The following is a 20,483-nucleotide window of genomic DNA, read 5'->3' on the forward strand; positions in this document are numbered from 1 at the left end:
GCGGGGGAGGGATCGGGTTTGCCATCGGCGTCTACTGCACCGCCGAGGTTACGTGCACGGAATCGGGGATCGAGATTGATTACACCCGCGAACCGATCCTCCGGCACTTCGTGGAAGCCTTCCGGCAGGTCGTCGGCTACACGGGCGGTTTCAAGATCTCTGCGCGCGACCACCGGTATGAGCACGTCGGGCTCGGTTCGACGAGCACCATCCTGACGGCGGTCGCACACGCCCTCAACACCGCCGTGGGCTCGCCCCTGACCTCTGATGACCTCCGCCTCCTCCTTGGCTGCAACTTCGTCGAGGAGACCGTGGCCGGGAGCGTCGCGTTCGGGTTCGAGACCGGCGTCGGTCCCGCCGCGAGCACCCACGGCGGGATGGCGGTGATGGGGGACGATCTCGCGCTCGTCTACCGGCACGCGTTTGGGGTGGGCAAGCAGGTCTACATCGCCATCCCGGCATCCGATATCTCGTCGGCGGGGGAGAAGGAGTTCGACCTCCTGATGAACAAGGCCCGGACCCTGGACTACCGCGACCGGGCCCTGAAGTCCTATCTCGTCCTGATGGACCTCATCCCGGCGCTTGAGCGGGGCGACCTCCGGAAGGCCGGCGACGTCATCTGGGAGATCGAGTTCCGGGGCTCGAAGCGGGCCGAGGTGGAGCACCACGGGTTTGAGATCTACCGCTACATGGCGGCGCTCCGGGACGCCGGCCTCGAGTTCGTCGGGATGAGCTCGGTCGGGCCGTCGATCGCGGTCGTCACGGACCGGCCCGAGGAGGAGGTGGCGAAGATCCTTGAGAAGGCGGGGCTCAAGATTGCGATTGCGACGGTGGTGGACAACGAGGGGCTGAAGATCCGGGTGGAAGAGAGGGGGTGAAGGGCCGGATAGCGGGCCTCAAAAACCTCATGTTATTTTTCCAGTAACAAAGGTATGTCATCGCGGCATTCGACTATTCGTTTATCTTCCCCCGCGCCTCGCACTGGAAAGAGCGACACCAATCCCGACAATGAAAGTAACCGCCCCGGCTGCTGCCCAGGACGGTGATCCGCCCACGACAGGCTCACAATCCGCGACACAGAGTATCGGCCGCATCTGGATAATTGCCATACCCTGGAGGAACCAGAGCAGGCCAAGCGATGCAATAAAGGCGCCGATGAGCACGCCCACAATTCGTATCGGTTTCATCCCCGATCCGGCTACCGGGGCTTATGTTATATTAAAACCACCGCCTGTACCGCCCCGTGTCCCTTCACCCGGGTAATCCGTATGAGTAGTAGCCGTGTAGCGATTGTTGACCGCAGATGCTTAAAATGAGCGGAAAAATGAAAAGACCGCTTCAGATCTCCCTTCTCAAGCGGCGATCCCTGCGCTGATGCCGAACGCATCGGAGATCTCGTCGAGAACCGCCTTTTCCGACTCACTGACCGCAACGCCATGCTCCTTTGCTGCTTCGGCAACCTTCCGGCCTATCCCCAGCGACCACTGCTTATAAGCCGTTGCCTCGTCAGGAGATACCCTGGACAGGGCTTCCGAAGCGGATTTTGCCGCCCTGACGGTCATATTCCTGTAGCCCGTCTGGTCGCGCTTCATCAGGTCTTGCTGCTCTTTGATCAACTCCTTTCCCTTCGATTGCATCTCGGCCGATACGAGGCCGACCAGAGCACTGCCGCTATCGGCCGCCAGGTGCGTGGGTTCCTGTATCATGGCTTTCATTTCGCCCCACGCACCCAGGACCGATGGTGCTGCGACAATAACCGCCATTGAGATCGCATACGGTAAACTGACGAGGTTCTTCCATTCGTCATCTGTAAATTGCTCCCTCAGTTCCATAGCCATTACCGGAAGCCAGTACTCTGCAAGTATTATAAGAAGATTCCTATAAAAACCGCAATGCCGGGAAAAGGCGGTTTGTCGAGCGGTATGCCCATCCGTCTACCAGGAGGGAGTTTCTAGAAAGGACTTCGATACGGTAAGGGTGGAGAATGCCTCTTATCCTCTACTGTCCCGGACCTATGGGGGTGGTGCTTCTGCGGAACCGCCACCTGCCTCATACACCTGAAACCTACCCCGGATCTGATCCTTTCGTCTTACCTTCTCTCAGAGCCGATGGAGCACGGTCAGATACGATTCTTCCGGTAATCGTACTCCCCGCTCGCGATCCGCTCCATCACGGTCTCGCCTATGACGCCGAGCCGCTCCTCAGAGAAATATCCCGAAGATACGCTCGCCCCCCCGATCGCCGAGAGCAGGTACACCTTCCCCCGGGCAACGCCGAAGATCCGGGCTACCGGGCCTCTCTCGACCCGGACCATCTGGACCTTGTCGTAGTTCATCACGACGGTCTCGCGGTCGACGGCGCCGTTGACGAAGGTGAAGAGATCTCTGCCGGCGTCAAACTTCGTGATCTGGTAAGATACGAGCGTTGCGTAGGAGATCGCGAGGACAGCGAGGGCTGTGGCGAGGGGGAGCACCCAGGGGAGGACGACGCCGGCCGCCCCGGCCAGGGTTGAAGCCGCGTGGTAGACGTAGAGCGACGGCCAGGCCATCGCCAGAACAAGCGCAAACGACGCAATCGCGGCCCGGACCAGGAGCACGCTCCGTGCGCCCGCGGGTTGCCGCTCCGGGTTCCGGTCGTACACGAACTCCGGCACCAGTTCTTCAAGAAGCCTCTGCTGCGCCGCATCGTCTTTCAGGAGACAGAGGACGGGGCGGAGGCTCTCCCCGCTCCCGGACGCGAGCCCCACCACCTCCGCCTCGATGCACGACCGGCCAAGGAGCCGGGCGGCGAGCGTCCGCTTTACCCGGACGGCGTTGATCCTCGATGCGGCAAACGATGTCCTGTACGTCCGGATGAGGCCGTGCTCCAGGTATATTGTCTCGCCCCGGCGGTAGACCCGGTAGTTGTAGTAATGGGCTATCAGCGAGACCGATGGCGCCACCTGGACGACGACGAAGATCAGGAGGGAGACAAGTGCTCCTCCGCCCACTCCCGCGGATGTATACAGCTGGAAGACGGAGCAGGCCAGGAACGCAAAACCGAATACCGTCTGGTAGGTCGAGACGCTGAAGAGGCCGTGGACGATCACGTCCGCCGGGGAGAACGCGACCGTGGGCTCGGCCGGCTCTTCCTCGTCGGAGACGGTCTCGCTGCCGTAGAGCCGCTCCGCCATCCCCGCCCGTATCTCCTCCGCCAGCTCCTCCCCAAACGTCAGGACGGCCTCCGGCACCGTGGCGCCGCTCCCCGAGTTGATGTTGATCTGCAGCCTCGCCGTCCGAAAGACCCGGTTCAGGACGCCGCGGTTGATGTTGACCGACGCCATCTTCGCGTAGGGGAGCGTTTTCTTCGTCTTGAAGAGGGTGTTCCTCTCCACCACCACGTCCGCCTCGTTGAACCGGACGGTCGTCCGGCTCCACTGCCGGTAGTTGAAGAGCACCAGCCCGACGAAGAGGACCGCGAGCAGCGCCGGTAGAACGCCCCCGATCGGGGCCTGCATGACGAGGATGCCCAGCACCACGATTCCCGAGAGCGACCGCTCCACGACGATGCTCGGGTGGCACCGGATCGGCTCGCCATGGCGGGCGGGCGCGCCTGTATCGTCGGTCATGCGCCTGCAGGCCCCGGCACCCTCTCCCGGAGCATCTTCCCGATCAGGTCGTTGAGCCGGTCGGCCACCTTCTCCGCCTCGTCGACCTCCAGGTACCGGATGCTCACCTCGCCTCCCGCCGTGGTTATGGTGACGTCGGCAAGATCGAGGAGGTTGTTTATCGGGCCACGCGCGATCTCCACCTGGTGCACCCGCTCGATCGGCACCAGGATGTGCCGGATCACGAGGACCCCGTAGCGCACGTCGATCCGGTCATCGGTGATCCGGTAGCGGTAGCGGGCGTAGAAGACCGGCGGGGCCACCGCTATGTAGACCAGGGCTATCGCGAGGACGAGCACGAGACCGTACCCGACGGCATCGTGGTAGGGGCCCAGGAACCCCGCCGCGTAGGTCCTCACAGCGAAGTATGCCGCGAGCAGGAGAAGATACCACACGGCGTAGTCGATGTACATCGAGAGCATGCACTTTCGATCAAGCCGCCGATACCCGTCCGTGCCCGCTCCGGGAGAGAACATGGTTATCCGTTGCCGTTTCGTTCACGTTAACTTATTCTTCGGGACGGCCTTGCGTCTCCGCGCCGCCGGGCAATTTTTGCCGGAAAAAAGGTCTCGACCGACTTAGAAGTCGGTCATGACCCGGAACTACCCTGTAGATTTTCGGTCATTAGAACCTCGCTGACGGCAGCCCACTTGCGTGCCGGGTCGTCTTCATCGGCGTCGGGTGAACCCAGTAGCGCCCACACCTGCAACGCGACCACCAGCACGGAGAGTGCCACAGCCCCGCGCGTGCCGCCCGATGGTTTCGAGGGTCCGGGCTACTTGAGAGGACCTGGCACCGCTGTAGATCGATCTCTGTGAGAAATACGCTCTTAAAAAGTGATATTTTCACCAGAGCAAAGAGAGCGTACTCTGGGCAATAAGGTCATATTTAAATAAACTTGGACACGATTTTCATGGTATGAAACCAGTTGTCGTATTACTAGCGCTGCTAGTTGGCTTTCTGTTGGTCTGTGGGTGTACTCTAAATTTCGATACCGTCAGTACCCCTGAAACCCCCCAGCCGACGGTGCAACAGCCCACTGCAGTTTCACAACCATCATCGGTAAATGCGCCGAAATACCGAGCAGGGGATATCATCGATGATGCTCCAACAGACGACGGCCCTTGCTGGCTGGTTCTCGCATATGATCCAGAAATAGACATGTATGAGACGGCTGTTATTTTTATGCACGAAGACGGGTCGTGGGGATATCTGCTGGACGAAGATACCGATTGGGATGAAAGAGAGTTCATCGACACAGAGTACCCTACGTATATCGCTTACGTCGAACTGTCTGATGTAAGAATCGGCTCCTCCGCATGATCCAGGACGGATGATTACGAAAAATCTGTTATTTTTAAGCTAATCATATTTTTTCTGCCGCCTGCCGATGCGCCGGGGTTCAGAAAGACGATTGAGCGTCGTCCTGCCCCTCTCCAGGTTCGCGGCCTGTATCAACCCCGCGTCCGTGGTCCCACCCCCGGAGGTTGAACGTCGTCAGACCGTGATACCCCGCAGCTGGTGGATGGGCTGCCGGGAGTAGTCAGACGACTGGAGGGCGCTGATGGCCTGGAGCATATCGTGGTGGTGCACGCCTGCTCGTGCAGGGCCTGGACGCCCCGGTTGGTCAGGTGATACCTGTCTTTCATCCCGTCCGGGGAGCCGCCGTCCTGAGAGATGTATGTGAGGAGGAGATCTCCTTTCTGCCGGGATAGGTTGCCCTCTCTGGGATGCTGTCGAAGATATGACTCATGAGGGCAAAATGGTTCATACACGAAAAATTGGGTTGAGGATGTAGAGTTGTGATGACCGACTTAGAAGTCGGTCATGATCCGGAACTGGTCGATCTCTTCGGTGTTCAGTTCCTGGAGGAACTCTTCGGCCGCGTTCTGGATGTTCTTGCTCGCGGTGATCGCCCGGCCGACGACCAGGATGTCCGCGCCCGCCTTGAGCGCGTCCTTCACGACGGGCTGCCGGATGCCGCCCGCCGTTGCGACGAGCAGCCTCTTGCCGCCGGCCTTCTTGATCGCCGGGATGTCGCCCCAGGCATACGCGGTATCCTCGACGTCGATGCCCCGGTGGAGTTCCACGACGTCCGGCTTGACCTTCAGGTCCTTGATGACGGCGACGGGGTTCTCGACGTTGAGCATGTCGACGACCGTGTAGATGCCGGTCTTGCGGGTGTCCTCGATCGCCTTCTCGATCGTCGAGAGGGGTGCAAGCCCGGATATCACAACGGCATCGGCGCCGGCGTCGGCGGTCATCCGGGCCTCGAGGTTGCCCGTGTCGAGGGTTTTGAGGTCCGCCACGATGAACGCATTCGGCCGGATCTCACGGATCTCGGAGATGATCGAGAGCCCGAACTTCTTGATCAGGGGCGTGCCCGCCTCGATGATCAGGTGGTCGTTCTGGGGCAGCGACTCAAGGACCTTCCTCATGTGGTTCCTGTCGACGAGGTCCATGGCGACCTGGAGGTAGGGCGGGTTCCAGAGGCGCTGGACCTTGAACCCCATGACCGCGTGGGCGGCCCGGTCCTTCTCGTGCAGGAGCGTCTCGACGTCGGGGAACCGGTCGAGAGCCCGGCGGAGCGCGAGTTTCACCGCGCCGTAGTTGAACCGATAGATCTTGTTGTAGTCCTCCGCGGCGGTGTTGAGGTAGACGCTCGCCAGGATGACGGTGTCCTCGATGTCGATCCCCTCGAAGACGCCTTCCTCGACCGAGTCCGCGACGGCCTTCGCCACCGCCGCCTGGACGGGCCCGAACATCTGGTTCACCTGGTACCCCTTCTTCATGGTGACCTTCGGGATGATGAGCGTCGAGGGCTTCGTCGGCAGGTTCGGCCGGATGACCGCGAGGAGCGGGGTGTGGCCCTTGGAGAGCTGCGAGAGAGAGTTCGCGAACGCCTGCCCTACGGCGCCCTCTTTGTTTCCTATTAACAGATCGATGTGCGCGAGTTCCGCGCCATCTCCAACCAATGCTTCACCGATAAGATACATATGGATGCCCTCAGATTGTGCAGAAATATTGGTGAGGCAGCTATTAAAGACCTCCCGGTTGGCTGCCCCGGCGCCGCCCGGCAAGCAGGTATTTCTGCGATGAAGAGCGGAAATGAGAAACTTTGCGCCCCGGATAAGGCCGATCGGGTACAGATGCGTACGCACTGCCGGGCACACCGCCGGGATCATTCGGGCCCTCCCGCCGGGTAACGAAAGTATAATCCATTCCCGTTCTCTCACGCCCACCATCTCGGACCTCTTCATCCTCCAGACGCCGCTTCCTGAACTCATCCTCCGGGCGGCCGTGATCTACTTCTTCCTCCTGCTTGTGATGCGGTTCATCGGGCGGCACGAGTTCGGGCAACTGACCCCGTTCAATCTCGTCCTGCTCCTGATCATATCCGAGAGCATCTCCCAGGCAATTAACGCAGGCGACAACTCGCTCCTTGCGGGACTTGATCAGCGCGTCGACACTCCTCGGTTTAAACGTGCTCCTCACTATCGGGCAGTACAAGAACCCGCAGATCCGCAAGTTCATCTCTCCGGAGGCCCTGAAGGTGATCGAGGACGGTAAGATCATCGAGAAGAGTCTCCAGCGGGAACTGATGACCCGCGACGAACTCATCGAGTGGCTCGCACTCTCCGAGTGCTCGAGCTCCGGACGTCCCGTCCATCGCACTCAGTGCACGGGGTATCGGTGGCATCGAGGGGTGCGGGTCGCCTACATCGAGAGCGACGGCGACATATCGGCGCTGACCTACCGCGAGACCGACCGGCACCGGGCGGCCGCGGCCGAAGAAGCGGAGAAAGCGGAAGGATAAGCAGCGGAGGAACGAACCCGTGGAGCGGGCCACGATGCGGATACCCTGCGGTAGCCGGTGAGAATCATAAGAATGTGGGGTCGGTGAGATTTGAACTCACGATCGACGGGTCTCTCCGACATGCATCAGTGCTCCAACGGGTCATCATCCATCTGTCAGGAGACCCATTGTTCATCACGTGCAAAGACCGCTGGAGCCCGTCGCCATTCCGGACTAGGCCACGACCCCTTCAACCCTCTATATCGTTAACGTCATATGCTATAAGGGTTGCGCTGGAAAAGACCAGAAATCATATATCCGCACCAGCACCGATTAATATAGAATGGTCGAGGGCAGTTACGCGTGTGGCAACTCGCAAAAATCCCTGCTCGGCATCACCATCGGTGAAATGCTGAACCGAATCGCAGCGGCGCATCCGGATAGCGACGCACTCGTCTCCGTCCACCAGGACGTCCGGTGGACCTACGCGGAGTTTCTTGAGCGCGCCAACACCCTGGCACGCGCCCTCATGGCGCTCGACGTGGAGCGCGGGGACCGGGTCGCCATATGGGCGCTGAACTATGCGGAATGGGTGCTCACCCAGTTCGCCACCGCAAAGATCGGCGCCATCATGGTGAACATCAACCCGGCCTACCGGACCTATGAGTTCGAGTACGCCATGAAGCAGTCGGAGGTCCAGACGCTCCTCATCCAGGGGCGGTTCAAGACTTCCGACTACGTCGGGATGTTCTACGAGTCCTGTCCCGAGGCGTTCGAGGCGAAGCCCGGCCGGATAAACAGCGACAAGTTCCCGTTCTTGAAGAACGTCGTCTTCCTCGGCGATATCCCCTACAACGGTATGTACACCTGGGACGACCTCATGGCGAAGGCCGACCTCATCAGCCCCGACGAGCTCCGGGAGCGGGAGGCGTCGCTCGACTTCGACGACGCGGTCAACATCCAGTACACCAGCGGGACCACCGGGTTCCCGAAAGGCGTCGTCCTGACCCACCACAACGTCTTGAACAACGGCTACATCATCGGCGAGGGGATGAAGTTCACCCATAAGGACCGGCTCTGCATCCCGGTGCCGTTCTACCACTGCTTCGGCATGGTCCTCTCGAACATGGCCGCCGTCACCCACGGCACCGCGATGGTGCTCCCCGCGCCGGTCTTCAGCGCCGAATCGGTCCTCAAGACCGTGCAGGACGAGAAGTGCACGGCGCTCCATGGGGTGCCGACGATGTTCATCGCCGAGCTCGCCCACCCGGACTTCTCGAAGTACCGGCTTGACTCGCTCCGCACCGGGATCATGGCCGGGTCGCCCTGCCCGACCGAGGTGATGCGGGAGGTCAACAAGAAGATGAACATGTCCGAGATCGTGATCGTCTACGGGCAGACGGAGACCTCGCCCGGCGTCACGATGACCACGACCGACGACCCCCTGGAGCGGCGGGTCTCGACGGTGGGAAAACCCTTCCCCCACACCGAGATCAAGATCATCGACCCGCACACGAAGAAGATCGTCCCCCGCGGGGAGACCGGCGAGATCTGCGCCCGGGGTTACTGCGTGATGCGGTGCTACTACAACAACCCGAACGCCACCCGGGCGACGATCGACGAGAGCCACTGGAACCACACCGGTGACCTCGGGACGATGGACGAAGAGGATTACGTCAAGATCGTCGGCCGCCTGAAGGATATGGTGATCCGCGGCGGGGAGAACATCTACCCCCGCGAGATCGAGGAATTCCTCCATACCCACCCGAAGATCGCCGACGCCTACGTGATCGGTGTCCCGGACCGGAAGTACGGCGAGGAACTGATGGCCTGGATCAAGCTCGACAACGGCGCGGTCCTCACCGAAGACGAGGTGAAGGAGTACTGCCGCGGGAAGATCGCGCACTTCAAGATCCCCCGCTACGTCAAGTTCGTCAACGACTTCCCGATGACGGTCTCGGGCAAGATCATGAAGTTCCAGATGCGCGAAGAGTCGATCGCGGAGCTCGGTCTCGAGTGCGACTCGAATATCGAGACCGCATAACCCCTTTTTTTTCCGGCCCTGCAACCCTGCCTGACGTATCTGCAGGCATTTTATGCTGCCCTTTTTATAGCAGTGTCGTCATTTAATTCCCCTATGAAACAGGGATTCCTGTATCTCGTATGCATCCTCGTGGTAGCGCTGCCGATCGGCGCGAGCGGGGCGCCGGTCGGCGAGACCGGTGCGGGTGCCCCGGTGCAGGTGACGACGGACCAGAATGACCAGATCGCCGCCGCCATCGACGGCGATCGGATGGTATGGGTCGACGGGCGGCACGGCGGCGCCGATATCTACCTCTACGACGTCGCCGGCGGGACGGAGACCCGGATCACCAACGGAACGGCGGTCCCGTTCTGGCCGGAGGTCTCCGGGGACCGGATCGTCTGGCAGGATAACCGGTCAGGGACGGCGGAGGTCTGGCTCTTCGAGATCGCCGCCGGCACCGAGACCCGTATCGGCGCCGGGACGGTCCCGGCCATCGACGACGATACGGTCGTCTGGTTCGACGAGCAGGCCGGCATCTCCGCCATGAACCTGACGACCGGCACGACCGTCCGGGTCTCCGGGCCGGTGCAGGGGGACCCGCTGGTCGTCTCGCCCGACGTCTCGGGTGAGACGATCGTCTGGGCGGACGGGAGCGGCGGGAACTACACCGTCTCTGTCAGCCAGGGAGGCGGCGAACCCGTGCCGCTTGCGGACGGCAGCGCCAGGCAGGGCTTCCCTGCAATCTCCGGCAACCGGGTCGTCTGGTCGGAGACCCGGAACGGTTCGTCATCGCTCGTCGTCCGTGACCTTGCCACTGGCGAGGAGGAACGGATCTCCGGGGGATCGCCGGGGATGCCCGTCTACCCCGACATATCGGGAGACCGGGTCGTCTGGCAGAACGCTACGGGCCTGGATACCGATGATATCTACCGGTTCGACCTTGCCACCGGAAAGACCGTGCAGGTCACCAGCGACGACGCGTGGCAGTTCCTGCCGAGGGTATCGGGCAACCGGATCGCCTGGACGGACAACAGGTCGGGGAACCTGGACGTCTATCTCCTCACCCTCGGTGCGGCGGCCGCGGCCGGGAGCCCGTACGCCTTCGGCGCGGAGCAGAACGGGAGGAACGTCACGGTTCCGGTGGAGAGCGAGGTCCTCGTCAGCCTTGCGGAGAGCCCGTCCACCGGCTACTCCTGGAATGCCACAGTTTCGCCCGGGCTCACCATCGCCGACGACCGCTACGAACAGAACGCGAACCCGGAGGGGATGGTCGGCGTCGGGGGGATCCGGACCTGGACGCTCGTGCCGGAGCACGCGGGGGTCTTCACGTTCTCGGCCGTCTACCGGCGGCCCCGGGAGAACGTGACGGGGCTGGAAGACCGGTTCAACCTCACCATAACGGCGGTGATGGATTTGCTGGACGTGCCGTCCGGGTGAAAAAAAGGGGTTGCCTTGAGGTCCCCTCCCCCTCGTGGTACTTCCCACCACCGTCCACTGCACGGGGAATGGGCGGAAAAGGCCTGATCCTGGGTCTCATCCAGCCTACGGCTTTTGTGGTGGATAACCCCCAGGCACCGTCCCCGGCCCCGGGCGGGGTGGGGGTTGTCATGGATGAACGGTGGATCTGCGGCGATATGAAAAATAGGTTGAAAGAATGTGCTGGTCTCAGCCATAACTGAACCCCCCAGGATCAAACGTGCGTTGATACCATTTCACAAACCGATCCATTTGTTCGCCCTGCCAGTCAACCGTCTGCTGGTACCCTGTCAGATGCTGGTCATCTGAGTAATCAGACCCGCGGAGTATCGTGAGTACCGGCATTTCGCCCGCGTATAGAGGCTCTACAACGACGTACAACTCAACGGCCCCTGGCACCTGTACCACGGATCCCCAGCTGGTCACTCCCTGGGCGCTCAACTCCGGGTAATAGGAGAAAACAGAGCCCATCATGTAGTTCGAGTAGTCCCCGGGTCCCATCGTGTAGATGTTCACCGGCGTGGACGAACTTACGGCGACGTATACCTCGTCTCCGGGAAAGAGGAAGAGTGGCGGGGGGAGCATCCCCGGCACGATCATGTCGTTGTAGATCGGCGTGATATAGGCGTGCTGGTACATGAACGGAGAGGGTTGCTGCTGTACCGGTCCGATGGGCTGGTACGCCATCGCACCGGGGATGAGGATTGCGAGGAGGATTAACCCGAGCAGATAGACATTTCTCATCCGGATCATCTCCAGAAATTTCATTTCTCTGCGGCACCCTGCCATATGGTGCACCCCCAGGCATGGGGGGAGGTTATATATTTTTTCATACCGGGATATAGGCCCCATGAGAGCTCCAAAAAAATCCTGGAATGGGGTTTTTTCTCTTGGTGTTCATAAGCAGTTGTCCACCTTTCTCCAATTGCGCCTCTGTCTGTTGCACGAAGATGGGCGCTCCGCGATCTTCGTCGGGTGTGCCCATGGTGGCCCGGATCCCGGTCGGAAGGGGCAGCCGGTGCCGGCGAGAGCCTGGTTATGGTCGTTCCCGCGTGCCAGGGGGGCTGGAGGCCGGTCTGATCTCGCTATAGGGCGATGGGAGGCGGATGTATCTCTCCGGTCCTGCTCGGGCAACCTATATATAGTGAGCTTGTTATTGGGCTGCAGCGTGGGGGTATTGGGTCTGGTTGTGCGCTCTGCAGAGAGCCTTTCCCCTCAGTACCTGCTCTGCTTGCCAGTTTTACCGGGGCGGGGCGCAACGCTCCGCTGGCCGTACCACCGACCTCACCCTCTCTATGCCATAATGGAACACGGATTCATACGCCCTCATGCCAGAACCTCGCCGCAGCACGAGAGCCGGCGAGGTTTGTGTGTTATTGGGAGGTATCTGTATGAAATGGTTCATACGTATAATGGCAGTTGTTCTGGTCATCACCGTTGCGCTTATCGCCGGTGCGGCCTCAGCACAACTCTTTCCGCCGGGGCCGGGATCGACTCCGGCGCCGTCCGGGGCGACCGCGATCACGAGCGGGCCGGGGGATAACCTCTTCCCGGCGATATCCGGGAACAGCATCGTCTGGTACGACAACAGTTCAGCCTCAATCCAGCTCTACGATGTCGCATCAGGGAATGTATCGACCATATCCACTGCAGCGGCGACTCCTATCGGCCTGCCGCATGAACTGGCCATCGCCGGGAACAACGTCGTCTGGACGGGAGGAGACCCGCAGGCAGGAGGGGATATCGTGTTCCTCTACGATATCGCGTCAGGCAGGCTGCAGCCGGTGACGAACGGCTCAGGAGCCCCGAGAAATCCGGGTGTCTCGCAGGACTTCGTCATCTGGATAGACGGGGATGAACTGGGCGATGTCTACTTCTACGAGATTGCGAGCGGGGACATCATGCGGGCGACGGACGATCCGTACGAACAGACCCTGGCCGCCGCCGGTGGCGACACGTTCGTCTGGGTGGATAACGAGACCTCTAAAGGAAACCTCGCCATCGCGGTGACCTCCCTGAATGAGTCGGGGATAAGGCTCATCGGGTATAAACGTGGCGACAACAGTTATCCCGATGTGTCGAGTGACGGCAACCGCATCGCCTGGATCAACACCGACGGGAACCGGACCGCCGTCTACCTCTATGACGTCTCGACACGGAACGCAACGCGGGTGACCGGCGGATCCGCACAACCCGATGCGGTCGCGGTCGACGGGAACTATGTGGTCTACTCAGACTGGCGGAGCGGCAACCTCGACATCTACCTCTACGATATCAGCACCGGAATGGAGACGCCGGTCACCCAGGACCCATATGCCCAGTCTTTCCCGGATATTTCCGGCGGCAGGATTGTCTGGATGGGCCAGGATACCGGCCAGTGGGAGATCTATGAGATGGAGGTGACCGGTGCTTCAGGGTCGGTTACCCAGGTACCGATTACCCAGGTACCGATTACCCAGGTACCGATTACCCAGGTACCGATTACCCAGGTACCGGTTACCCAGGTACCGATTACCCAGGTACCGGTTACCCAGGTACCGATTACCCAGGTACCGATTACCCAGGTACCGATTACCCAGGTACCGATTACCCAGGTACCGATTACCCAGACACCTGTTGATGGTCTTACCATAACAGCCGCCGACATAGCCAATCTTCAGTGGCAGGAAGATCCGGCCATCCCGGGTTGGTCATCAGCCCGGGACCAGGCACGCGGGCTGACATTCTACCAGGACCCGGGTACCCCCGACATCATCCTGATCATGACTGACGGAGGCGAATGGTATGGCTACTCCTCAATGACCGGCCTGGTACCGCTCAACATGTAGGATGCGATCTGATGCGACTCAAATCGTTGCAGATGCGACCCCTGCGCCAGGCCGGGGAAGAGTGAGGCTCGATGCTGCCGGGCAGGCTGAAACCCTGCCTGGCAGAAATCCCTTTTTTTGTGGCAGCGGGTTACCGGGGGACCCCTGGTGGAGGGTCGATCTCAGGCGTCTTCTGCCCGCCCGACGAGCGACCGCGCCGCGGCGGCGGCCTCGCGGACGATCTCCTCTTCTCCCGGGACCTCCCGCTCGTGCATCAGGACTCTCCCCCCGCAGAGGACGGTCATGACCGCGCTGCCGTTGCAGGCGTAAACGAGGTTTGAGTCCGCATGGTAGAGCGGGGTGGTGCAGACCGCCCGGGCGTCGAGGAGGGCGATATCGGCCGGTGCGCCGACGGTCAGGGTGCCGGGGCCGGTGCCGAGCGCCCGGGCGCCCGCCGCGGTCGCCATTGTGACCGCCTCGCCCGCGGGGAGGAGGGTCGGCGAGTTCCAGGCGAACTTCTGGAGGAGGGCGGCGAACTTCATCTCCTCGAGCATGTCCAGGTTGTTGTTCGAGGAGCAGCCGTCGGTCCCGAGGGAGACGTTCGCCCCGGAAGATCTCAGCCAGTGGTAAGGCATCGCCCGGTTGACAGCGAGCTTCATGTTGCTTGCCGGGTTGTGGGAGGCGGAGACCCCGCGCTCGCCGAGGAGCCGGCACTCGGCCTCATCGAGCCAGCAGCAGTGGGCGGCGACCGTCCGGGGGGTGAGGCAGCCGTGCTCGTCGAGGAGGGCTGCCGGGCGTTTGCCGAACTGCGCGACGCAGTCGACGACCTCCTTCTCGGTCTCGGAGAGGTGGGTGTGGATGCCGATCCCCTGCTCTCTCGCGTACTCGGCGCACCAGGAGAGGCCTTCGGGGGAGACGGTGTAGATGGAGTGGGGGCCGACGGCGGCCTGGATCCGCGGGTTTCCCCGTGCCTTGATACCGGAAACGAGGGTTTCGGTCGCCTTGATCTCGGCCTCCCTCTTCTCGGGGATGGAAAGGTCGATGAACCCGTAGGCGAGCGTCGCCCGCATGCCCATCTCGTCGACCGCGTCTGCGGCCCGGTCCATGAAGAAGTACATGTCGTTGAACGCGACGGTGCCGCTCTTGATCATCTCAAGGCAGGCGAGTCTCGTCCCGGCGTAGACATCGTCGCCGGTCAGGTGTGCCTCAAGCGGCCAGATCTTCTGCGAGAGCCAGTCCTGCAGGATCATGTCGTCCGCGTAGCCGCGGAGAAGGCTCATCGCGGCGTGGGTGTGGGTGTTCACCAGGCCCGGGACGGCAAGCCGGTCGGTCCCGTCGATGACGATATCGGCGTCGATGGTCTTCCTCGCGTCCTTCCCGATCCCCGCGATCAGGCCTTTCTCGTCGATCGCGATATCTACAGCCGATCCGTCGATGGTGGCGCCGGCGATCAGGACCGATCCCCGGGCGGTAAAGATTTCGTTCATGCAAGAGTCTCCACAATCTTTTCTAGAATCTTCTCGGTCCGCCGGGCGAATGCCTGCGAGATCGCGAGAATGTGCTCATAGGTCAGGACCTCTTCCCCGAGACCGTTCGCGTAGTTGTCCACGGTGCAGACGGCGGCAAACCGCATCCCGAGCTCCAGGGCGAGCGTCGCCTCGCTTGCGACCGTCATCCCGACGATATCGGCAACCTTCGCAAGCGCCCGGACCTCGGCGACCGTCTCGATCCGCGGCCCGCGGGTCTGGGCGTAGACCCCGCCCATCCGGGCTTCGGGGATGAGACCGCCCAGGGTGCGGACCAGGTCCGCGTCCAGTTCGGGGCAGACGTGGCCGATGGTGCACTCGTGGATGGACGGGATATCGGTGACGCTCAGGTAGTCGGTCGGGATGACGATCGAGCCCGGCGCTATCTCCGGTTTCAGGGAGCCGGTCGAGCCGATGGCGACGATCTCGTCGACCCCGAGGGTGGCGAGCGCCGAGAGGCACGCGCGGTAGTTGATCCGGTGCGGGGGGAGGTTGTGCTGGTGGCGCATCAGGAGCGCGAAGGCTCCGGTATGGACTTCCGCCGGCCCGTAGGGCGTCGCGATGGTCTTCTTCTCAAGCGGGGGGAGGTCGGCGAAGAGGAGGCTCGTGCCCCCGATTATCCCGAGCACCAGGCGCACCCCCGGCCGGCCGTAGCGGCATACGCTCGTCGATGTGGCATTCTCTCTATCGGGTCGACGTTCTATCGGAAAATTCCATCTATCCGGTGCTGCAGGATCGGCCCGGAAGGATTTACTCCTCCCGCGGCGACCTGAATTGCCATGAGCAGGTTTCTGGTCGTCGGCGAGGACGCCATCCGGGACGGGCGGTGTACGGATGTCTATTTTGAGCGGGTTAGCGGCGTCATGGCAAAGGACGGCGTCAACCCGCACGTCACGATGGAGGTGACGGCTGCGGCGCTCCCCGGCCCGTGGGGCGTCTTCTGCGGCCTTAACGATGTCGTCGAGTTACTCGAAGACCTCCCGGTCGACGTGGACGCGATGCCGGAAGGTTCGGTCTTCTCCCGAAACGAGCCGGTCCTCCGGGTCTCGGGCCGCTACCGGGATTTTGCGGTCTACGAGACCGCGATCCTGGGGTTCCTCTGCCACGCATCGGGGGTGGCGTCGGCGGCCGCCCGGATCGTGATCGCCGCAGAGGGCCGGCCGGTCTTCTCCTTCGGCTCGCGCCGGCAGCACCCGGCGCTTGCGGCGATGATCGAGCGGGCGGCCTGGATCGGCGGGGTGGACGGGGCGAGCAACACCTGTGCGCCGGAGGGAATCCCGCTCGCGGGGACGATGCCGCACGCGTTCGTGATGTGCTACCCGCGCGAGGAGGATGCCTGGCGCGCGTTTGACCGCGAGGCGTCCCCGGAGGTGCCGCGGATCATGCTTGCCGACACCTTCTCCGACGAGGCGGACGAGGCGGTCCGGGCGGCTGCCTGCGGGGCGACGGCCGTGCGGCTCGACACACCACGGTCGCGCCGGGGCGACCTGCGGGCGATCATCGAGGAGGTGCGCTGGGAGCTCGACGTCCACGGCTACCCCGACGTGCAGATCTTCCTCTCGGGCGGTCTCACGCTCGAGGACGTCGTCGCCTACCGCGACGTTGCGGATGCCTTCGGCGTCGGGGGGGCGATCGCGAACGCCCCGGTGATCGACTTCGCGATGGACATCGTCGAGATGGAAGGACGGCCCTACGCGAAGCGCGGGAAGCGGAGCGGCGTAAAACAGGTCTATGAGGTGGCCGGCCGGCGGGTCACGCTGCCCCTCGCCGCCCCTGCGCCGGAGGGCGGGACACCGCTCCTCTCCCGGTGCATCGAGGGCGGCGCGGTCGTCGCGCGCCCGACGATGGAGGATGCGCGGGAGCGGGTGCTCTCGCGGCTTTCGGGCCTTGCTCGCGGGGGATAGGGGAGCGGCCCGCCCCAATCCTTATTATGTGATCACGATCAACATTGTAGGGTAACAGGGGCCGATAGATCAGGGGTAGATCGCTTCCTTGGCATGGAAGAGGCCGCGGGTTCAATTCCCGCTCGGTCCATGTTGTTCTTTTGAACGTGTTTGTGAGTTGCATCTTACCGTACCGCAAGGCGTTTCTATCGACCGTTCCAGCACTCCTCCTGCTCAAACGATCGCCTCCGCCCCCGGGGTCGCCTGCCGTCGCGGTCTATTCTCATTCTTCCTGCCCAGGTGCCGCTCGCGTATATGCTGGGATTGAGATGGTGCCGGGACAATAACGAATTCGTTATATAACAGATTTGTTATATACTTGATCTGTCAGGTGTCATACATGCTGCCCGTAGGAAGCCCCGCAACAGGCGACGACTTCGTCGACCGCGAGCGCGAGACCGCGTTCATTCTGAGCACCATCAAGAACGACCACGTCATGCTCGTCGCCCCCCGGCGGTTCGGCAAGACCTCGATCATGCGAAAGATCGAGAGAGACCTCGCGAGCAAGCACCAGTCGTGCGTCTTCCTTGAGGTCGAGAACGTCAACTCACCGGGGGAGTTCATCACCGATCTCGTCACGGCGCTCGTCGAGTGCGAGGGAGCGAGTGTCAAGGCCCGGATCTCCTCGGCGCTCGGTAAGGTGTTTGCCCTGGTACAGGAGAACATCGACGAGATCGAGACCCCGGCCTTCAGGGCAAAACTCCGTAGCCGGCTGCGAGCGGAGTTCTCGGACGACTGGCACGAGAAGGCAAAGAAGGTGGACGAGATCTTTGCAGGGCTCAGCGAGCCGGTCTGCATCATCCTCGACGAGTTTCCGGTCGCCATACAGAACATGGAGGAGGACGAGGCGAGGAAGTTCCTGCTGTGGTTCCGGCGGCTGCGGCAGGTCTCGCCCGGGGCGAGGTTCATCGTCGGGGGCTCGGTCAGCATCGACCACGTCGTCTATCATATCGGCGGGACTCCGGTCATCAACGACTTCCGGAGGGTCGCCATCGGCGGGTTCAGCGAAGATGTCGCACTCTCCGTCGTGGAACGCGTCTTTCAGGGAGAGGGGTGGGAGTATTCTTTGGAGATCGGGCGAGCGGTTCTCGACTGCGTGGGCGAGCCCTACATCCCCTACTTCCTCATGATCGTCCTCTCCGGCTTAAAGGAAGAGGTGGAGATCTCCGGAGGGGTGCCCTCCCCGGCGCTGGTCGAGAGAGTCTACAACAGGAGGATCCTCGGCAGCGAGGGTCGCCACTACTTTGAGCACTACTCGCGCCGTCTCCAGACGACCTACTCCGGGCAGGAGGCGAAGGCTGCCCGCGCCATCTTAAGCAGGGTGAGTCTCGCGGAGTCCCTGCCCGCGGGTATTGCCTACGAGATCTTTCGGCAGAGCACCGCATCAGAGAGCGAAGATGCTTTTTTAGCGCTGCTGGCACAACTGAACCACGACTTCTACGTCACTTCGGAGACCCCCGGCGAGTTGCGGTTCTACTCGAAGATGCTCCGGGACTGGTGGAGGATCTATTATGCCGGCACCTGGTAGGTGTTACCGCTACTTCCCCGCGGCTCTTGAGAAGGAAACGCTCCGGCACCTTCTCGTCGGCCGGCAGGAACTCCTGGAGAGCCTCTTCGACGAAGCGGACCGGGCATTCGCGAGCAGAACACCGCGGTTCTTCCTCCTGGTCGGGTCCCGGGGCGCCGGGAAGTCTCACCTGATGAGCCTGCTCTGCCGGAGGATACGCGACGAACTCTCCGGCCGGGTGATCCCGGTAAACCTCGCAGGGGAGGAGTACTCGATATTCAGGGCGTCCGACTTCTTTCTCCGGGTGCTCGCGGGGATGGGGGTCGAGACCGCCGACGTGGCCGCGCTCGGCGAGGATTCGCTGGTCCGCGAGGCCGCGGTCGAGAAGATCACCGCATCGGCCGGGGAGAGGCAGGTCGTGGTCTTCGTCGAGAACATCCACGAGGTCTTTTCCCAGATGGAGAGGCGCGAGGTCCGGGCGCTACGATCGGTCTTCCAGCGGACGGATAATCTTTCGGTCATTGCGTCGGCACCGTCGCTCTTCCCCGGGGTCCTCGACCATGAGGAACCATTTTACAACTTCTTCCGGGTCTTTCACCTCCGGGAGCTCGACTGCGCCGAATCAAAGGACCTCATGCAGAGGGTCGCGGAGGTCGACGGCGATACCGCCTTCATCGAGAACTTCAGGGACTACGAGCCCGGCATCGAGGCCCTCTGGCACCTCATCGGCGGCAACCCGGGGCTGGTGGTCCGGCTGTACGAGATCCTCTCGCAGTGCGGGGCCGGCAAGGTGGCGGAGGCCTTCTTCAGGCTGGCGGACGAGCAGACGCCCTACTACCGGGAGGTCTTCCGGAAGCTTCCGGGACAGCGGCGGCTCATCCTCGATACGATCCTCGCCGCAGAGACCCCGCTCACGCCCAAGGACGTCGCAGAGCGCGCCCGGCTGAACCTCGCGACGGTGAACGCGCAGCTCCGGAGGCTGGAAGCCGACGGCTACGTCGTCTCCCGCCCGATGAAGAAGAGGACAACCTATGAGGCCCGGGATCGGCTTTTTAGGCTGTGGCGGGCGATGCGGCAGCCGGCCGGCCGTGACCGGGTATTTGCCCTCATCGGATTTCTGGAGGCCTGGCATGAGCATCCAGCGGCCGTCGATACAACGCACCGGGGGGCGCCGGGCGTCATGGAAGGCGAAGCCCTGCTGGACCGGATCGCGGCCGGGAGGCGGGAGGAGGCACTGGCGGCGCTGCAGGAGGCGGAGGGACAAACTGACGACCCGGACCGGTCCGTGCGCCTCGCGCTCGATCTCGCGGGGGAGGAGTTGCTGGCCGGGAACCGGGCGGATGGCCTCTCGTTAATCAGACAGGCATATGCGCACGCGGGCCGCCTGGACCCGGCAACGGCACGGAGGATGACGGCGGGGTTCCTGAAGCGGCTCGCAAGGAAGAGGGAGGTCTCCGCGGTCGGGAGCGCCGTCCGCGAGATCATCGCGTCCGGGGGCGCCGGGTACGAGGGGTTCCTGAAGCCGGTCGCGGATGCCGTGGCGATCGTCGAGGCGAAGGATACGCGGCTGTATTACACGAGGCTGCAGCCGGAGGAGCGGGCGGTCGTTGCCGGGATTGTCCGGGCGATCACGGGGTCGGAGGAGCTGGGGGTGGGGGGTTAGGGTTGTGGTTTGGATGGGGGCGGGGTTTTCGTGCTGGCCTCCGATAGTGACGGCATCCCGGCATATCTGTGAGGGAAGGCCACCGGGATTGAC

16 protein-coding genes and 2 tRNA genes are annotated in these 20,483 nt (G+C 62.5%); 10 read left to right on the forward strand and 8 right to left on the reverse strand.

What is annotated here, in order from left to right; all coding sequences use genetic code 11:
• A partial coding sequence (locus tag V6K60_RS06555) for a GHMP family kinase ATP-binding protein (protein ID WP_332449713.1) occupies positions 1-878 on the forward strand: 878 nt, incomplete at its 5' end.
• A gap of 474 nt (positions 879-1,352) precedes the next feature.
• Here the strand turns inward: V6K60_RS06555 and V6K60_RS06560 are convergent.
• The 3 genes from V6K60_RS06560 to V6K60_RS06570 all read right to left on the reverse strand — a co-directional run bounded on the left by V6K60_RS06560 (position 1,353) and on the right by V6K60_RS06570 (position 4,122).
• Positions 1,353-1,838 (reverse strand): hypothetical protein, encoded by a 486-nt coding sequence (locus V6K60_RS06560; protein WP_332449714.1) that lies wholly within the window; start codon positions 1,836-1,838, stop codon positions 1,353-1,355.
• 281 nt (positions 1,839-2,119) lie between these two features.
• The gene (locus V6K60_RS06565) at positions 2,120-3,607 is read right to left on the reverse strand and encodes a PH domain-containing protein (protein ID WP_332449715.1); all 1,488 of its coding nucleotides are present in this window, start codon (positions 3,605-3,607) and stop codon (positions 2,120-2,122) included.
• Positions 3,604-4,122, reverse strand: a complete 519-nt coding sequence (locus tag V6K60_RS06570) for a PH domain-containing protein (protein ID WP_332449716.1) — start codon at positions 4,120-4,122, stop codon at positions 3,604-3,606. The genes V6K60_RS06565 and V6K60_RS06570 overlap by 4 nt, the downstream gene beginning before the upstream one ends.
• Positions 4,123-4,564: 442 nt before the next feature.
• Here V6K60_RS06570 and V6K60_RS06575 point away from each other — a divergent pair, with 442 nt between their 5' ends.
• The gene (locus tag V6K60_RS06575; protein WP_332449717.1) at positions 4,565-4,969 is read left to right on the forward strand and encodes a hypothetical protein; all 405 of its coding nucleotides are present in this window, start codon (positions 4,565-4,567) and stop codon (positions 4,967-4,969) included.
• A gap of 491 nt (positions 4,970-5,460) precedes the next feature.
• On the opposite strand, the gene V6K60_RS06580 is transcribed toward V6K60_RS06575, so the two are convergent.
• A complete protein-coding gene (locus tag V6K60_RS06580; protein ID WP_332449718.1) occupies positions 5,461-6,642 on the reverse strand; it encodes a bifunctional 5,6,7,8-tetrahydromethanopterin hydro-lyase/3-hexulose-6-phosphate synthase in 1,182 nt (393 codons plus the stop codon).
• Positions 6,643-7,130: 488 nt separating this feature from the next.
• Here V6K60_RS06580 and V6K60_RS06585 point away from each other — a divergent pair, with 488 nt between their 5' ends.
• Positions 7,131-7,463 carry a hypothetical protein gene (locus tag V6K60_RS06585; protein WP_332449719.1) on the forward strand — a complete coding sequence of 111 codons (333 nt, stop codon included), beginning with the start codon at positions 7,131-7,133 and terminating at the stop codon, positions 7,461-7,463.
• A gap of 75 nt (positions 7,464-7,538) precedes the next feature.
• Here V6K60_RS06585 and V6K60_RS06590 read toward each other — a convergent pair.
• Positions 7,539-7,691 (reverse strand) — tRNA-Trp (locus V6K60_RS06590).
• Positions 7,692-7,785: 94 nt separating this feature from the next.
• Here V6K60_RS06590 and V6K60_RS06595 point away from each other — a divergent pair.
• Positions 7,786-9,486, forward strand: coding sequence for an AMP-binding protein (locus tag V6K60_RS06595; protein WP_332449720.1), 1,701 nt, complete (start codon positions 7,786-7,788; stop codon positions 9,484-9,486).
• 93 nt (positions 9,487-9,579) lie between these two features.
• A complete protein-coding gene (locus tag V6K60_RS06600) occupies positions 9,580-10,905 on the forward strand; it encodes a protease inhibitor I42 family protein (protein ID WP_332449721.1) in 1,326 nt (441 codons plus the stop codon).
• A 228-nt stretch (positions 10,906-11,133) separates the two neighbouring features.
• Here the strand turns inward: V6K60_RS06600 and V6K60_RS06605 are convergent, their stop codons facing one another.
• Positions 11,134-11,712: a hypothetical protein gene (locus V6K60_RS06605; protein ID WP_332449722.1), complete on the reverse strand. Its 579-nt coding sequence runs from the start codon at positions 11,710-11,712 to the stop codon at positions 11,134-11,136.
• A gap of 644 nt (positions 11,713-12,356) precedes the next feature.
• Here V6K60_RS06605 and V6K60_RS06610 point away from each other — a divergent pair.
• Positions 12,357-13,772, forward strand: coding sequence for a TolB family protein (locus tag V6K60_RS06610; protein WP_332449723.1), 1,416 nt, complete (start codon positions 12,357-12,359; stop codon positions 13,770-13,772).
• 161 nt (positions 13,773-13,933) lie between these two features.
• Here V6K60_RS06610 and V6K60_RS06615 read toward each other — a convergent pair whose 3' ends face one another.
• Both V6K60_RS06615 and V6K60_RS06620 read right to left on the reverse strand, forming a co-directional pair.
• The gene (locus V6K60_RS06615; protein ID WP_332449724.1) at positions 13,934-15,238 is read right to left on the reverse strand and encodes an amidohydrolase family protein; all 1,305 of its coding nucleotides are present in this window, start codon (positions 15,236-15,238) and stop codon (positions 13,934-13,936) included.
• Positions 15,235-15,906 carry an MTAP family purine nucleoside phosphorylase gene (locus V6K60_RS06620; RefSeq protein WP_332449725.1) on the reverse strand — a complete coding sequence of 224 codons (672 nt, stop codon included), beginning with the start codon at positions 15,904-15,906 and terminating at the stop codon, positions 15,235-15,237. Before V6K60_RS06620 ends, V6K60_RS06615 begins: the two co-directional genes overlap by 4 nt.
• Before the next feature lie 150 nt (positions 15,907-16,056).
• On the opposite strand from V6K60_RS06620, the gene V6K60_RS06625 reads away from it, so the two are divergent.
• From V6K60_RS06625 to V6K60_RS06640, 4 genes are all read left to right on the forward strand, one after another.
• Positions 16,057-17,181 carry a nicotinate phosphoribosyltransferase gene (locus tag V6K60_RS06625; RefSeq protein ID WP_332449726.1) on the forward strand — a complete coding sequence of 375 codons (1,125 nt, stop codon included), beginning with the start codon at positions 16,057-16,059 and terminating at the stop codon, positions 17,179-17,181.
• A 58-nt stretch (positions 17,182-17,239) separates the two neighbouring features.
• Positions 17,240-17,311 (forward strand) — tRNA-Ala (locus V6K60_RS06630).
• Positions 17,312-17,560: 249 nt separating this feature from the next.
• Positions 17,561-18,748 (forward strand): hypothetical protein, encoded by a 1,188-nt coding sequence (locus V6K60_RS06635; RefSeq protein ID WP_332449727.1) that lies wholly within the window; start codon positions 17,561-17,563, stop codon positions 18,746-18,748.
• Entirely contained in the window at positions 18,732-20,390 is a 1,659-nt protein-coding gene (locus V6K60_RS06640; protein ID WP_332449728.1) for an AAA family ATPase, read from the forward strand. Before V6K60_RS06635 ends, V6K60_RS06640 begins: the two co-directional genes overlap by 17 nt.
• The last annotated feature ends 93 nt before the right edge of the window (positions 20,391-20,483 follow it).

It is taken from the genome of Methanoculleus sp. (genome assembly GCF_036677455.1).
Classification (GTDB): domain Archaea; phylum Halobacteriota; class Methanomicrobia; order Methanomicrobiales; family Methanoculleaceae; genus Methanoculleus.